Origin of the sequence: Hyphomonas sp. (assembly GCF_018402285.1) — a bacterium.
GTDB lineage: Bacteria > Pseudomonadota > Alphaproteobacteria > Caulobacterales > Hyphomonadaceae > Hyphomonas.
On the sequence record NZ_JAGYJH010000006.1, the window covers coordinates 284,669 to 298,175 of the forward strand.

The 13,507-nt window shown below is 63.2% G+C and carries 16 protein-coding genes and 1 other RNA gene; 10 read left to right on the forward strand and 7 right to left on the reverse strand.

All coding sequences use genetic code 11. From position 1 onward, the window contains the following. Positions 1-24 precede the first annotated feature (24 nt). Positions 25-400, reverse strand: an RNA gene (gene rnpB / locus KG722_RS13195) — RNase P RNA component class A. 1,121 nt (positions 401-1,521) lie between these two features. Here rnpB and KG722_RS13200 point away from each other — a divergent pair. Beyond that, the gene (locus KG722_RS13200) at positions 1,522-2,403 is read left to right on the forward strand and encodes a YhjD/YihY/BrkB family envelope integrity protein (RefSeq protein WP_300998510.1); all 882 of its coding nucleotides are present in this window, start codon (positions 1,522-1,524) and stop codon (positions 2,401-2,403) included. On the opposite strand, the gene KG722_RS13205 is transcribed toward KG722_RS13200, so the two are convergent. From KG722_RS13205 to KG722_RS13215, 3 genes are all read right to left on the reverse strand, one after another. Next, entirely contained in the window at positions 2,385-3,095 is a 711-nt protein-coding gene (locus KG722_RS13205) for an N-acetylmuramoyl-L-alanine amidase (protein ID WP_213272302.1), read from the reverse strand. The genes KG722_RS13200 and KG722_RS13205 overlap by 19 nt on opposite strands. Further along, positions 3,095-3,997, reverse strand: coding sequence for a DMT family transporter (locus tag KG722_RS13210; RefSeq protein WP_213272304.1), 903 nt, complete (start codon positions 3,995-3,997; stop codon positions 3,095-3,097). Before KG722_RS13210 ends, KG722_RS13205 begins: the two co-directional genes overlap by 1 nt. Before the next feature lie 165 nt (positions 3,998-4,162). After that, the gene (locus KG722_RS13215; RefSeq protein ID WP_213272306.1) at positions 4,163-5,026 is read right to left on the reverse strand and encodes an MBL fold metallo-hydrolase; all 864 of its coding nucleotides are present in this window, start codon (positions 5,024-5,026) and stop codon (positions 4,163-4,165) included. Positions 5,027-5,178: 152 nt separating this feature from the next. Here KG722_RS13215 and KG722_RS13220 point away from each other — a divergent pair, with 152 nt between their 5' ends. The 6 genes from KG722_RS13220 to KG722_RS13245 all read left to right on the forward strand — a co-directional run bounded on the left by KG722_RS13220 (position 5,179) and on the right by KG722_RS13245 (position 8,984). After that, positions 5,179-5,964 (forward strand): sulfite exporter TauE/SafE family protein, encoded by a 786-nt coding sequence (locus KG722_RS13220; RefSeq protein ID WP_366910244.1) that lies wholly within the window; start codon positions 5,179-5,181, stop codon positions 5,962-5,964. A gap of 125 nt (positions 5,965-6,089) precedes the next feature. Then, positions 6,090-6,809 carry a hypothetical protein gene (locus KG722_RS13225; RefSeq protein WP_213272310.1) on the forward strand — a complete coding sequence of 240 codons (720 nt, stop codon included), beginning with the start codon at positions 6,090-6,092 and terminating at the stop codon, positions 6,807-6,809. Further along, positions 6,809-7,435: a class I SAM-dependent methyltransferase gene (locus KG722_RS13230; RefSeq protein WP_213272312.1), complete on the forward strand. Its 627-nt coding sequence runs from the start codon at positions 6,809-6,811 to the stop codon at positions 7,433-7,435. The genes KG722_RS13225 and KG722_RS13230 overlap by 1 nt, the downstream gene beginning before the upstream one ends. Positions 7,436-7,448: 13 nt before the next feature. Further along, complete coding sequence (locus KG722_RS13235; RefSeq protein ID WP_213272314.1) at positions 7,449-8,276, forward strand: heme-dependent oxidative N-demethylase subunit alpha family protein; 828 nt, start codon at positions 7,449-7,451, stop codon at positions 8,274-8,276. An 80-nt stretch (positions 8,277-8,356) separates the two neighbouring features. Then, positions 8,357-8,536 (forward strand): DUF4188 domain-containing protein, encoded by a 180-nt coding sequence (locus KG722_RS15510; RefSeq protein WP_213272316.1) that lies wholly within the window; start codon positions 8,357-8,359, stop codon positions 8,534-8,536. 10 nt (positions 8,537-8,546) lie between these two features. Next, positions 8,547-8,984: an EVE domain-containing protein gene (locus KG722_RS13245; RefSeq protein WP_213272317.1), complete on the forward strand. Its 438-nt coding sequence runs from the start codon at positions 8,547-8,549 to the stop codon at positions 8,982-8,984. A 3-nt stretch (positions 8,985-8,987) separates the two neighbouring features. Here the strand turns inward: KG722_RS13245 and KG722_RS13250 are convergent, their stop codons facing one another. After that, entirely contained in the window at positions 8,988-9,518 is a 531-nt protein-coding gene (locus KG722_RS13250) for a D-glycero-beta-D-manno-heptose 1,7-bisphosphate 7-phosphatase (RefSeq protein ID WP_213272319.1), read from the reverse strand. A 142-nt stretch (positions 9,519-9,660) separates the two neighbouring features. Between KG722_RS13250 and KG722_RS13255 the strand changes: the two genes are divergently transcribed. Next, positions 9,661-9,930, forward strand: a complete 270-nt coding sequence (locus KG722_RS13255) for a hypothetical protein (RefSeq protein ID WP_213272321.1) — start codon at positions 9,661-9,663, stop codon at positions 9,928-9,930. Positions 9,931-9,960: 30 nt separating this feature from the next. On the opposite strand, the gene KG722_RS13260 is transcribed toward KG722_RS13255, so the two are convergent. Continuing rightward, positions 9,961-11,214 carry a TCR/Tet family MFS transporter gene (locus KG722_RS13260; protein ID WP_213272323.1) on the reverse strand — a complete coding sequence of 418 codons (1,254 nt, stop codon included), beginning with the start codon at positions 11,212-11,214 and terminating at the stop codon, positions 9,961-9,963. A gap of 101 nt (positions 11,215-11,315) precedes the next feature. Here KG722_RS13260 and KG722_RS13265 point away from each other — a divergent pair, with 101 nt between their 5' ends. Together KG722_RS13265 and KG722_RS13270 are read left to right on the forward strand one after the other, a co-directional pair. Next, positions 11,316-11,927: a GNAT family N-acetyltransferase gene (locus KG722_RS13265; RefSeq protein ID WP_213272325.1), complete on the forward strand. Its 612-nt coding sequence runs from the start codon at positions 11,316-11,318 to the stop codon at positions 11,925-11,927. A 36-nt stretch (positions 11,928-11,963) separates the two neighbouring features. After that, positions 11,964-12,218, forward strand: coding sequence for a hypothetical protein (locus tag KG722_RS13270; RefSeq protein ID WP_213272327.1), 255 nt, complete (start codon positions 11,964-11,966; stop codon positions 12,216-12,218). Here the strand turns inward: KG722_RS13270 and KG722_RS13275 are convergent. After that, a complete protein-coding gene (locus KG722_RS13275) occupies positions 12,215-13,396 on the reverse strand; it encodes a VWA domain-containing protein (RefSeq protein WP_213272329.1) in 1,182 nt (393 codons plus the stop codon). The genes KG722_RS13270 and KG722_RS13275 overlap by 4 nt on opposite strands. Positions 13,397-13,507: the final 111 nt, after the last annotated feature.

Consider the following 13,507-nt stretch of genomic DNA (forward strand, 5'->3'; position numbering starts at 1 on the left):
ATTCACGCGGGGCGGAGAGAAAATTAGACCAGATGGCCAATAAGCCGGGTTCTGTTCGTCCCTTGCGGGATCTGGCAGCCATTCCTCTGGGGCGTTCATTGCTGAACGCCTCGGCGCGACGCACCCGGGGCACGGGCGGCGGACAGCCCATATGTGCCCCCTACTTGGTCTTGCTCCGGGCGGGGTTTGCCATGCCAGCCCTGTTACCAGCGCTGCGGTGGGCTCTTACCCCACCCTTTCACCCTTACCCTCGGGCTGAAGCCTTCGGGCGGTTTCCTTTCTGTGGCACTTTCCCTCGGCTCACGCCGGGCGGCCGTTAGCCGTCGCCCTGTCCACCTGGAGCCCGGACTTTCCTCCAGCATGGGGTTACCCCCATACCAGCGGCTGCCCGGCCATCTGGTCTGGTGGGGGATATAGGGGAAGTGCAGGCGCAGCGCAAATCAAGGGCAAGTGAGGAGGGCGGTTGCAGGTGGGGCTGTCCCTTCCGTCCGCTTCGCCTCCATCTCCCGCGCTTGGCAGGGGAGGATGATCCCCTCGCCTGCTCGGGCGCAGCGGACAGACCGAAGGGGATGCTGCGCCACGATTCAGGCCCCAAACGCAAGAAGGCACGAACCCCTTTCGGACTTCGTGCCTTCCCGTGTGTTTCGAATCGGTCTACCGAGACACTGTGCTAGCACTCGATTTCGGTCTTCGATCGACATCAAGGCTCTGGAGACAATCCGTTCGAGCGGATTCCCTTTCATCACCTTCCAGACCCGGACGTTCGCCTTTTCAGGCGCACGGTTCCGTTTCCGTCGCCGCCGTGCACAACCGGGGGGTTGCCTGCACGCGGCTGACCGCCTGCGGTTACCATTGCTGGCACTCACTTCTTGGTCACCGTTTACGGATCGTGCCCCGTTACGGCATACGGCCCCGATCGGTGGGTCTAGTTCCCGCCTCACGGCCATCGCCTGCTTTATCCCTTCATCTCCGCCGGGGTCCTTTGCGTGGCCGGTCTCCCGGCTTTGCTCCTGACCCGGTTTCGTCCGGGGGCGATGGACTTGGCCTTCGGTTCCTCTGGCAGGTTTGCTCCTGCGGGGAGTTCCGTTGGCTTACCGAAACGATCTCACAAGGCCTCGCCTGAGTCGAGACCCTGTCCAGATTTTTTCTCGTCAGGCGAGAAGAATCTCACAGGTTTCGTTGCGGCTGTGGAATGATTTTGAGCCTCCAGAGAAAAACTTAACAAAATCAACCGGACAAGGATCAATCCTTTCCAGGCTTGCAGGCGCTCGGAGGTCCTGCGCAGGGGGTGTTCGTCCAACTCGTCCGCAGACGGTGTATTATTTGCGACGAGATCTAAGTGATATGTCCCTGGCTTCCCGGCTCTGCTCATCCGCAGAATGGCCGGGTGTCGGGATGCAGTTCCCTGCGGACAGGCACGCCTCATTTCCTGTCGCTCCTGTAATGAGTGCGGGCATTGGGCGCACCTACAACAGCTCCGCGAATGCAAGGTTTTTTTCTTGGGCGGAGCATGCCACAACCATGGGGATGCTCGAGCGCTGGCGACCCGACTTCATCGATCCTGCTGTCCGGGCTGTGCGCCGGCTGGTGCGCCCGGATGTGCGCATAGTGACCGGGGGCGTGGCCTTCTATGCGCTGTTTTCGATCTTCCCGCTTATCTACATGACGCTGACGCTGCTGACATTTTTCCTGCCGCCGGAACTGGCGCACCAGCTGGCCAAGCCTGTGACGAATTTCTTCAGCCAGAGTGTGGAGCCGCTGACCTTTGAGGAGGTGGACGCGATCCAGAAGATGACACCGGCAGGGCTGAGCCTGCGGGCGTTCCTGGCGGCGGTGCTGGTCCTCTTCACGGCGACCTCAGGGGCCAAGGCCCTGATTACCGGCATAAGGATGATTGCGGGCACGGCAGACCGGACGCGGTTTGCGCGGTTTCAGGGCACCTCGCTGCTGCTCACGGCCACGCTGATCCTTGGCGTTTGGTTGCTGGGCGCGATGCAGCTCATCGCGACGGTGGCGGTGCAGGAGGCAGGGGGCTTTGCGGTGCGCTTTGCCAACGAGATCACGACGCTTGTCGACTCGCTATGGATCTCAAAGGGGATTGCGAGCTTTGCCGTGTTCTACCTGATCCTCGTGATGTCGCTGCGCGGGCATGTGCGGCAGGGGACACGCGCGCTGGCGGCCGGGGCAGGGGTCGCGGCGGTTGCCTTCCTCGGGGTGACGTTCCTGTTCCAGCTTTACCTGCACTATTCGGTGCTGGGCACGATCTATGGCGCGATTGCCTCGCTGATCTTCGGCTTTATCTGGCTCTCGGCGTCGGTGTCTTCGCTGCTGCTCGGGGCGGCGCTGGCGACCGAATGGGCCCATGCCTGGGGCGAGGATGAGCCTCAGGAAGCCGGCGCGTAGGCCGCTGCGATCTGGGCGAGGCGGCGGAGGGTATCTGCGTCCGCCATGCCGGTGATGCTGGCGGGCATCCAGCGGCGCTGAAAGGCGCGCAGGGCAGCGGGGACATCCGTGATGTCATAGCCAATGGCAGCGAGATGCGCGTTGAGGCGCGAGGCGTCGCCACCCGACCAGACGCAAGCTGCGCCGGTATCAGGCTGGGGCCAGAGGCCGAGGCCCGCTTCGGCGAGGCGTTGCCAGGGGAAGTGCTCGCCGGGGTCGATCTTCCGGCTGGGGGCGATGTCGGAGTGGCCGACCAGGCCTTTGGGCGGGATCGCGTAGTGGGCCATGATCTGGCGGGAGAGGGCGATGACGGCCGCGACCTGGACGTCCGGATAGGGCGGGAGCTGGCCGCCGGGGGCGGGATAGTCATGGCCGCCATTGACGATCTCGATGCCGACGGAGCGGGAGTTGAGGTCGTCCAGGCCCTGCCATTTGGAGACACCGGCGTGCCAGGCGCGGCCATTCTCGGCCACCAGACGGACAATCCGGCCGTCTTCGCGGACCATGTAGTGCGCCGAGACCTTAGCCTCCGGATCGCGCATGCGGGCGAGGGCGGCGTCGCCCGATTCCATGCCGGTGTAGTGGAGGACGAGGAGGGAGACGGGGTGTTTCCGGTCGTCGAAATTCGGGCTGGGGGCGTCTTCAATATGCATCAGGAGTCTCCCGCGCCGGCCTTCTTGCCGAGGGCGGCTTCGGGCATTTTTTCGTTCGGGCGGAGCGCGATGACAAGTACGCCCGACAGCGAGACGATGGCGCCGAGGATGAGGCGCAGGGTGAGCGGCTCGTTCAAGAGGGCGATGCCGAAGATGACGCCCCAGATGGGGGTCATCAGGGTAAGCGGGGAGAGAAGGGAGACGTCATACTTCTTCAGGAGGCTGTAGAAGGCCGAATGGCCGAACACCGAGACGCCGAGGATGGCGAAGGCGCTGGCAGCCCAGACCATCCAGCCGCCGTCGATATAGGTCGCCAGCTGGTTTTCCTCGATGGCGAAGGAAAGAGCAAAGAGCGGCGCGAAGCTGAAGAGGCCGACCCAGGCCTGCATGCGCAGGCCGGAGATCTGCGGCATGCGCTTCATCACGATGCCGCCCGCCGAGCCGATGAAGGCGGAGGCGACGATGTAGAGGAGGCCGAAGGAGACCGAGAAGTTTGCCGGGTCCAGCGCGATGATGATGACACCGAGGAAGGCCAGCGTGATGCCGATGGCGCGGCGCCAGCGGATGACTTCGCCCAGGAACAGCATGCTCATCAAAGTGGAGAAAGGCACGCCGAGCTGACCTGTGACGGCGGCGGCGGAGGCGTCTGCGTGTTGCAGGCCGATGAAGAGCAGCGAGAAATGGACGCTGCCGATCATGATCGAGACGAAGAACAGCGTGCGCAGGTTGGGCGGGCGCGGGAAGAGGAACGGCACAAGGCAGACCGCGACGCCGAGGAAGCGCAGCGCGGCAAAGAAGATTGGCGGAATGGCCATGTCGGCCACAGCCCAGCGCGTGACGACGAGGTTCAGCCCCCAGACGAGGCAGACAGCGCAAAGCAGGATAAAGTCACGAACGGCCATGATGGGTTGGGCCCTATCAGGCTTTGGCGGCGATTGGCAGGGGGCGCGTGGGGGTAAGGCGGCAGGGAAGGTATGCCGGGGGCTGCCAGGTGGCGCGCGCCCCCTCCCTGGCCTTACCCCTTGTCTGGGAGAAAGGATGTGTCGTGCCTGGGCAGGCGCGCCCTGTTACTTGCCGAGACGGTTCACCGGTAAACGCAGGTAAGTCTGGCCGTCGGATTCAGCAGGTGGGAGGCGGCCGGCTCGGATGTTGACCTGCAGGGACGGAAGGATCAGGCGCGGGGCGGCGAGGGTCTGGTCGCGGGCAGTGCGCATGGCGACGAAATCTTTTTCTGTGATCCCGTCATGAACGTGGACATTGGCCGCGCGGTGCTCGGCGACGGTCGATTCCCAGGCATAGTCCGAGCGGCCTTCCGGGAGATAGTCATGGCCGGTGAAGATGCGGGTTTCCGGCGGCAGGGCGAGCAGCTTGCGGATCGATTGGTAGAGCGCGTGGGCATCGCCGCCGGGAAAGTCTGCCCGCGCGGTGCCATAGTCGGGCATGAAGACGGTGTCGCCGACAAAGGCCGCGTCACCGATCAGATAGGTGAGGCAGGCGACCGTATGGCCCGGCGTATGCAGTACTCGGATGGTTTCCTTGCCCAGCGTTATCTCGTCCCCCTCATTGAAGAGCGCGTCGAAGACGCTGGCGTCCGGCGTATCCGGCGTGGGGCCGAACATCGGGCGGAAGATTTTCTGGACATCAGTAATGTGGGCCCCGATGCCGACCCGGGCGCCGGTCATCTGGCGGATGTAATCGGCTGCCGAGAGATGGTCGGCATGGGCATGGGTGTCGAGCGCCCAGGCTATTTCCAGCTCTTTGGCTTTTGCCGCAGCAAGGACGGCATCGGCCGACTTCGTGGAGAGGCGCCCGGGGGCGGGATCAAAGTCCAGTACCGGATCGATGATGACCGCCTGGCGGGTGGCCTTGTCCCAGACGAGATAGGTGACCGTGTTTGTCGCGGAGTCGAAAAAAGCTTTGATCTCGGGCATCTCGGCCTCCTCTTCAGGGTTTGCGGACGTCTGTGTTCCTGCCAATATATGAAATACTTCTAAATTAGCAAGTTATCATATATTTGATACTGGACATGGCACGCAGACACGCGAAGGTGGGTCGGCCAGGGAGCGGGACGCAAACGGAACTTGTGCCAATCGTCATTCTCGCCGCGATCCTCAGCGGAGTGGTCGTCGGAGTTTTCCTCGGTACATTTGGCGGAGGCGGCAGCGTTCCGGCCGCGCCGCTGCTGATCTATGCGGTTGGCGTGAATGATCCGCACGTGGCAATCGGCACGTCAGCAGCGGCGGTGGCGGCGATTGCTGCGGTGAGCGTGATCGGCCATTGGCGGCCCAAGCGGGTGAAAAGGCCGTGCGCGGGGATATTTGCGCTGGCCGGTATTGCAGGGTCGATTGCCGGGTCGCAGCTTGCGCTGAGGGTGGATGGCCCCTGGCTGCTGCTGGCCTTTTCCGCGGTCATGGCCGCGATTGGCCTGTCGATGTTTCGCAAGCCCAAGGGTCTGGTGGATCCGGATGTGCGTATCACGGCGGCCATCATGGCGCGGATTGTGCCGCTGGGCGTGCTCACCGGGCTGGCGGCAGGCTTTTTCGGAATAGGGGGCGGGTTCCTCATCGTGCCCGGCCTTATGTCGGCGACGGGGATGACGCTTTCCAGTGCAATGGCTTCTTCGCTGGCCTCCGTGGCGCTGTTTGTGGCGACGACCTCTGCCAATTATGCCCTTGCCGGATATGTGGACCTGAAAATGGCCGGGCTGCTGCTGGCGGGCGGGACCGTGGGCGGGGTAGCAGGTGTGCAGGTGGCCAAGGTCCTGGCCGGGCGGGTTTCGCTGGCCCGCAAAGGCTTTGCTGCCATGATTGTGGGGGTGGCGGGCTATGTCGGCTGGAACGCTGTGCTTGGAATTGCCGCAACCTCCTGACTTATCGTGCGTTTAGAATTGCAGCGGCCCTGCGAAAGGTTGCTAAATCCGCCGCAAAGCGCTGATATATGAACCAGCAGGGTTAACTTGGCATGGGCCGCAGGGCCCCGCAGGGAGATTGAGTGATGGGCCTGATCTGGTGGATTATGCCATCGATTGCGGGGGTTATCGGCCTCCTTCTCCTGTTCGCAGGATTTGGGAAGCTGGCAAACCTCAAGCCGTTTGCCGGCGTGACCCGGCTGGCTTTCGGCACCGGCTTTGTCGGGATTGCCGGAATGGTCGCCTTCATCGGGCTGAACATGCAGACCTACAAGCGGCTGACCTATGAACGCCCTGTAGCAGTCGTGAAGTTTGTAGCCGTCCCCGGGCAAGAAGATGCGTTCACCGCCGACGTGACCTTTTCGGACGGGACGCAGCTCCTTCAGGCGGACGGGACACAGCCGGTGTTTCGTGGCAACGAATGGCAGATCGGCGCGCGGGTGATCAAGTTCAAGCCAATGGCGAATATCCTCGGATATGACTCGGTTTACCGGATCGAGCATATGCGCTCGACCAATGCCATGCAGTTTTCCTCCGAGGCCGTGACCGAAGGCAAGATTGACGGCATACGGATCGTGACCGAAGAGCCGGGCATCGACATTTCCAAGCTGGCCGATACCCATGGCTCGCGTTTCGGCATCGACGCCGAATACGGATCGGCGACCTATCAGCCGATGGGTGACGGGTTTGAATATGAAGTCTCGATCACGCAGGACGCCCTGATCGCGCGCCCGACCGAGGCAACCCGCACGGCGATCCAGTCCAATGCCTATCCGGGCTTTCTTCCCTCCAAAAAGGCAGACTGATGAACCCCTGGGAGCGATATGTTGTCCCCAGCCTGATCTCATGCGCGTGCTCGACCAAGCCGATCATGAAGCAGCGGGCGAAAGTTGTTCCGAAGGCGGACGGGGTTGTGCTGGAGCTCGGCTGTGGATCGGGTACCAATTTTGCGATGTATGACGGCGCGAAGGTCGACCATCTTTATGCGCTGGAGCCGGCGCCGGGGATGATCGCCAAGGCAAAGCGCACGGCGAGCGAGCTGGGCATCGGCAAGAGTATCGACTTTCTCGAGACGGGCGCAGAAGCCATTCCGCTGGCGGACAATTCGGTGGATACCGCCGTGATCACTTTCGTGCTCTGCACGATCCCGGACTGGAAGTCTGCGCTGGCCGAGACCAAGCGCGTGCTTAAGCCCGGCGGCAAGATACTCTTCACCGAGCACGGGCTGGCGCCCGACGAAGGTGTTGCCAAATGGCAGCGCCGGGTGGAGCCCGTCTGGAAGGCGCTGGCGGGCGGGTGCCATCTGACGCGCGACACGCAGGCGATGCTGCGCGCGGCGGGGTTTGAGCCGCAAGGCGCTGAGACAATGTATCTGCCCGGCACGCCGAAATTTGCCGGCTATGTCAGCTGGGGTGCGGCACGGGCCGTCTGAGGCGGGCCTGACGATGCGCCGGCCGCCCTATCTTCCTTTCCTGAATGGTCCTTTGAGCCTTGCGCCGGGGCTGCGTCCGATTGCGCCGGAAAGCTGGCTGTGTCCGGATACAGAAGCGCATGTTCTGCAAGAAAAGCGGGCGCTGATGGCCGCCCGGCGCGGCGAGGTGTATGGCGCGCGAGATGGCAGCGAGCTGGCGGCGCTGGAGCTGGCAGCGGCCGTGCACGGCTTGGCGGGGCCGGCGGCGGGGGTGTGGAAGAGCGCGCTGGAAGGGGCGGCGAGCGCGGTCTCCGATGATATCTGTATACTGATCAAGGACAGGGAGGGGCTGTGGCGGCTGGAGGCAGCATGCCTCTGCGCACCGACGTTCTGGCGGCTCGACGAGAAGCTGGGCGAACCTCTGGGCGGGTTGCACGGGCCGGTGCCCGGGGCCAATCCGGGGATGGTGGGGCGCATTCACCGCATGTTTGACGCGCTGCGGCCCGGGCAGGTGCTGGAGCGGTTCAACTGGACGGTTCAGCCTGGGACGGAGCGGTTTACCCCGTCACAGGCTGGGTTCACGGCGGTGGCCGCCGGAATGGATGAAGCGGGCGCGCTGGACGCGCTCTGGCTGCGAGTGGAGCGGCAGACAATCTCGAAGCTGGAAATTTCAGGCGCGGTGGTATTCACCATCCGGGTGGCGATTGATCCGCTGCGGGCGGCGCTGGAGGGGGCAGAAAGGTGCGAGGCGTTTGCGGCCGCGTGGGACGGGATTGATCCGGTGCTGGCAGACTATAAGGGCTGGCCGCATTATCAGCGGCTGGTTCGCGCGGCGCTGGCGCAGGCGGGGAGCGCGCGCTAAATTGTGCTTCGCGGGAGGACATAAGGCAGCTGTCTGAAGCAAGGGAACGCTGCTGGGTCGCGGAGTTTGAGGGCGATTTCGTGATCTTCCTGCCTGACTGGAAAGCCTTCAACCAGCCGGTTGCCAAGAACGGGGATGTTGGTATCTGGCAAGAGACTTGTACGATTCGCCCCGGAAGCTGCCGCAACATATATGGCGACATGCCCGCCTATGGACTTGGCCTGGCGGCCCCATTGAGGCCGGCGGGCGGAAAACACTGAGGACCTGCAGATGCAATACTGGCTGATGAAATCGGAGCCTGACGCCTGGAGCTGGGAGCAGCAGGTAAAGAAGGGCGAGGCCGGCGAGATCTGGTCGGGCGTGCGCAATTACACCGCGCGCAATCACATGCGCGAGATGAAGCTTGGTGACCAGGTGTTCTTCTACCACTCCAATATCGGGCTGGAGATTGTTGGCGTGTGCGAGGTGTGTGAGCTGTCAAAGCCCGATCCGACGACGGACGATGCGCGTTGGGATTGCGTGACCATCCGCGCGCTGGCGCCGATGCCGAAGCCGGTGACGCTGAAGGACGTCAAAGCCAATCCGAAGCTGTCGGAGATGAGCCTTGTTGCGTCGTTTCGTCTGTCCGTGCAGCCGGTGACGGCGGCCGAATGGAAAGAGGTCTGCCGCATGGGCGGCATGGACCCGAAGACGCTGAAGGCGGTTTAGGGCTCAGCCCCTGTTGCCATCCTCAAAGCTCGCCAGTGTCCATTCGGCGAAGCGTTCCAGATTGCCGCCGGTGAAGAGGAAGCCGGCGACGCCGGCGGCCTTGGCCGCTTCGATGTCGGCCTCCTTGTCGCCGATGAGGAAGCTGGCTTCGCGTTTCACCGGAAAATCCGACATGGCGCGCAGGAGCATGCCGGGCTTGGGTTTCCGGTCGAAACTGTCCTTCCGGTAACGGAGGTTTTCGCCTTCCTCATGGAAGGGGCAGAAATAGATCCGGTCGATGCGCGCGCCCTTTTCGGCAAGGCGCGCCTGCATCCAGTCATGCAGGGCGTGCATGTCGTCTTCTGTGTAATAGTTACGGGCAATTCCGGACTGGTTGGTGACGATGAAGACGTACCAGCCGCGCCGGTTAAAGGCGGCGATGGCCTCGGCGGCGCCTTCGATGAATTCGAAGTCGCCGATGCGGCTGACATAGCCCCGGTCGATATTGATGACGCCGTCTCTGTCCAGGAAGAGGGCGGGGCGCTGTTTGCTCATGGGCTCTATGTGGCAGCTTCGCGGGAGGATGCAATCCTCTCCAGAGGCGCGAAGGGCATCGACAGTCAAGGTCTTCTGCGGAACAATCGTGTTCCGGGGCAGGCCGGGGAACGCCTTTGCAGCAAAATGACAGGGGACAGTGATGGAAGCATACATTCCGCTGATCGTGAGCGCGCTGGGCGGCACGATCCTCGGGCCGGTTTTGTCGAAGCTGCTGGGTGGCAGCGCCATGATGGGCGTTTTCGGCGGCATTCTCGGGGGTGTCGGGGCTCATTACGGGGCTGACGCGGCCAGCACCGGGCAATTACTCGGCAGTTCACCGGTCATGGTCCACCTGCAGGATCTTCTGGAAGGCGGCATTGGCGGGGGCATTGTCGGAATGCTCGGCGGCGCCCTTCTCAGGAAGCCCTGAAACACGCCTGCCCGGTGCCGGCATGCCTTGTCAGGCAGATGTCGCGGGCAGGGCGCCCCGGTTTGCCGCCACCCCGCGCAGGAATGGCAGGAACGCGGCCGCAGTGAGCAGCCCGGCGAGCAGGAAGGCGGCGCCGCCAAACTGGACCGGTGCCCCGTCATGCGAAAAGCTGAACAGGGCGGCGCTCATGATCAGGGGACCGATGATCATGCCTAGGGCGTTGAGGCTGGAGGCGGCGCCCTGCAGCTCGCCCTGGGCGTCAGGCGGGGTGAGGCTCGACATGAGGGCATTGGTGGCCGGCATGGTCACGCCGCCGAGCGCGCTGATTGGAATGATCAGATAGGCCAGGAGAGGCTGGCCGGCAAAGGCAAAGCCGAGCATGGCGATGATGTTGACAATGTAGCCGAAGACGATTGTGCGCACGCTGCCAAGACGCTTCAGGATAAAGCCCATGAGGCCGGCCTGGACAACGGCTGCGCCGACGCCGACTGCGCCGAGGGAGAGGCCGATCTGCATGGGTGACCAGTCATAGCGGATTTCGCCATGTATCGACCAGGTGGCTGGATAGACGGTGTGCGCGAGGAAGAATATGCCGCTGGCGATGAGGAACCAGGAGACCTTCGGAAGTTTGGAGAAATGGCGCGCGGCGCCCAGCGGATTGGCGCGTTTGAAGGCTAGCGCGCGGCGGCGCTCCCGTGGCAGGGATTCGGGCAGGACAAAGACGCCATAAATGAAATTGAGCAGGGCAAGCGCGACGGCCGCGAAGAAGGGGATACGGGGCCCAATCTCGCCCAGCAGCCCGCCGATCACCGGGCCGAAGATGAAGCCCAGCCCAAAGGAAGCGCCGATGAAACCGAAGGCGCGGCCGCGTTCTTCCGGTGTGGTGGTATCGGCGATATAGGCATTGGCGGTTGAGAAGGTGGCCCCGGAGATGCCCGCCAGTGCGCGGCCGAGGAAGAGGATCCAGATGTTTGGGGCAAGTGCCATGAGGAGGAAGTCGAGCCCCAGCATGGCCATGGAGACAAGCAGCACCGGGCGGCGGCCAAACCTGTCTGACAGGGCGCCGATCAGTGGGCCGAAGAGGAAATTCATCACGGCATAGGTGGCTGCCAGGGCGCCGATCCACAAAGTGGCACCGGAGGCGGGAACATGGGCGAGGTCCTGGATGAGGCTCGGCAGGACCGGTATGATAAGGCCAAAGGCCAGATGGTCGATGAAGACCGTCACCAGCACGAAGAAGAATGCGTTTCGGCCCGGGCGGCGGACGGCGGCGGTGTCGGTCATGGCCCGGACTGTCGGCAAGGCGCAGCCCCAGTCAAACGAAATTGTGCATCATCTGCGCGGGGGGCTTGGCAGAGGCCGGGGAAAGCTGCGATTCAGGAGCGATGGCGAGCGAGCTTCCGATCACGCGAAACCCTGCAAGCGCTGAAACCGCAGAGGCGGTCCGCTGCGCCGTGCGGCTGGCGACACAGATGGGCAGCTCGCGGCTGGCGCGGATCGAGGACGCGGCGGGGCTTTATACGCTGCTGTCTGACCCGGCGGTGCATGCGCCGATCTATACACTGCCGCGGCCGCTGACGGAGCGCAGTGTCGAGGACTTCATCGAGACGCATCTGCTTGAGCGCGAAGTGGGCATTGGGCTGCTGTTCCTGCGCGAGGGTGAGGGCGGGCAGATCCTCGGCTATTCGGATGTGCAGGTCTGGCCGGAGTTTGGGGCAGGCGAGCTTGGCGGGGCCTTGCATCCCTCCCTCCATGGGCAGGGGAGCGGCGCGCGCGGGGCGGCTGAAAGCTTTGGCTGGATGTTCGAGGCGCTGGGGCTGGGACTGATCTGCGAGACAGCGTCGCTCGACAATGTGGCGACGCAGCGTCTGCTGGACGGGCTGGGCTTCCGCCGCATGGGGGAGGTGACGAGCCTGCGCAGCGACGGGACGAGCCGGGCGAGCCTTGTCTGGGAGATGACCCGGAGCGAGTGGGAAGGCCGTCACCGTAAAGACTGATTGCCAGCGCGCGGGAGACCGGCTAGCGGGCGCGCCATGACGATCACGGAAATCCTGATTGAAGCGGCTGGCTGGTCCGGCGCGGTGCTGATTCTGGGCGCCTATATCCTCTTGTCGCTCGGGCGTCTGCAGGGGAATTCACCGGCCTATCAATGGGCCAATGTGATCGGAGCGGCAGGGTTTATCCTCAACAGCGGTTATCACGGGGCAATCCCGTCAGTGGCGATCAACATCCTGTGGGTGGCGATCGGCGTGTTCGCGCTGTGGCGGATCTACAAGGCGGCGGCCTAGCGGCTGAGTTCCTTCATCGCTTCGTCGAGGCCAGCGAGGGTCAGCTCGAACATGCGGTGGGGGCCGATCAGTTCGCGGATGAGCTTGATGGAGCCGGTGTATTCCCAGGCGCCTTCCTTGGTGGGGTTGAGCCAGACGAAGTTTGGATAGCGCTCCACGAAACGCTGCAGCCAAAGGCCGCCGGCCTCTTCATTCCAGTGTTCGACCGAGCCGCCGGCATAGGTAATTTCGTACGGGCTCATCGTTGCATCGCCCACGACGATCACTTTGTAGTCTGACGGATATTTGTTCAGCACGTCCCAGGTGGGGATGCGGTTGTTCATGCGGCGGCGGTTGTCGCGCCAGAGGCCCTCATAGGGGCAGTTGTGGAAGTAGAAGTATTCAAGGTTCTTGATCTCTGCGCGGGCGGCAGAGAAGAGCTCTTCCATCACGCGGATATGCGGGTCCATCGAGCCGCCGACATCGAGCAGCAGGATGACCGAAATCGTGTTGCGCTTTTCCGGGCGCATCTCGATGTCGAGATAGCCTTTGCGGGCAGTGTTGCGGATCGTGCCGTCAAGGTCGAGTTCGTCAGGGGCGCCCTTGCGGGCCCATTTGCGCAGGCGCTTCATGGCGACCTTGATGTTGCGCGTGCCGAGTTCGAGCTTGTCGTCGTAATTCTTGAATTCGCGCTTGTCCCATACCTTTACGGCGCGGCGATGGCGGGACTTGTCCTGGCCAATGCGCACGCCTTCGGGATTGTAGCCATTGGCGCCGAAGGGCGAGGTGCCGCCGGTGCCGATCATCTTGTTGCCGCCTTCGTGGCGTTTCTTCTGCTCCTCGAGGCGCTTCTTCAACGTCTCCATGAGCTTCTCGAAGCCGCCCATGGCCTCGATTTCTTCCATTTCTTCCTTGGTGAGGAATTTCTCGCTCATCTTCTTGAGCCATTCCTCGGGAAGGTCCTGCACGTTGACCGCGTCGCCCAGCGTGTCGAGGCCCTTGAAGGTATGGGAGAAGACGCGGTCGAACTTGTCGATGTTTCGCTCGTCCTTCACGAGGGCCGCGCGGGAGAGGTAGTAGAACTCCTCCACCTCCATATCGATGACCTGCTTGTCCATGGCCTCCATGAGCATCAGGTATTCCTTCAGCGTGACCGGGACTTTCGCCGCGCGCAGCTCGTTGAAGAAATTCAGGAACATCGGCAGGGCCTTTCTGCTTCTCGAACGAGGAAGATAACCCTCATGGGGGCGTCTGTCCAAGCTGACGCTGGGAAAAGTGTGGTCATTTGCGGTTCATGCAGGCCGGGTTAG

Excerpts from the sequence above, each read along its gene's own strand:
- KG722_RS13200 (WP_300998510.1), top strand. The coding sequence starts at position 1,522 with ATGGGGATGCTCGAGCGCTGGCGACCCGACTTCATCGATCCTGCTGTC.
- KG722_RS13205 (WP_213272302.1), bottom strand. The coding sequence starts at position 3,095 with ATGCATATTGAAGACGCCCCCAGCCCGAATTTCGACGACCGGAAACAC.
- KG722_RS13210 (WP_213272304.1), bottom strand. The coding sequence starts at position 3,997 with ATGGCCGTTCGTGACTTTATCCTGCTTTGCGCTGTCTGCCTCGTCTGG.
- KG722_RS13215 (WP_213272306.1), bottom strand. The coding sequence starts at position 5,026 with ATGCCCGAGATCAAAGCTTTTTTCGACTCCGCGACAAACACGGTCACC.
- KG722_RS13225 (WP_213272310.1), top strand. The coding sequence starts at position 6,090 with ATGGGCCTGATCTGGTGGATTATGCCATCGATTGCGGGGGTTATCGGC.
- KG722_RS13230 (WP_213272312.1), top strand. The coding sequence starts at position 6,809 with ATGAACCCCTGGGAGCGATATGTTGTCCCCAGCCTGATCTCATGCGCG.
- KG722_RS13235 (WP_213272314.1), top strand. The coding sequence starts at position 7,449 with ATGCGCCGGCCGCCCTATCTTCCTTTCCTGAATGGTCCTTTGAGCCTT.
- KG722_RS13245 (WP_213272317.1), top strand. The coding sequence starts at position 8,547 with ATGCAATACTGGCTGATGAAATCGGAGCCTGACGCCTGGAGCTGGGAG.
- KG722_RS13250 (WP_213272319.1), bottom strand. The coding sequence starts at position 9,518 with ATGAGCAAACAGCGCCCCGCCCTCTTCCTGGACAGAGACGGCGTCATC.
- KG722_RS13255 (WP_213272321.1), top strand. The coding sequence starts at position 9,661 with ATGGAAGCATACATTCCGCTGATCGTGAGCGCGCTGGGCGGCACGATC.
- KG722_RS13260 (WP_213272323.1), bottom strand. The coding sequence starts at position 11,214 with ATGACCGACACCGCCGCCGTCCGCCGCCCGGGCCGAAACGCATTCTTC.
- KG722_RS13265 (WP_213272325.1), top strand. The coding sequence starts at position 11,316 with ATGGCGAGCGAGCTTCCGATCACGCGAAACCCTGCAAGCGCTGAAACC.
- KG722_RS13270 (WP_213272327.1), top strand. The coding sequence starts at position 11,964 with ATGACGATCACGGAAATCCTGATTGAAGCGGCTGGCTGGTCCGGCGCG.
- KG722_RS13275 (WP_213272329.1), bottom strand. The coding sequence starts at position 13,396 with ATGTTCCTGAATTTCTTCAACGAGCTGCGCGCGGCGAAAGTCCCGGTC.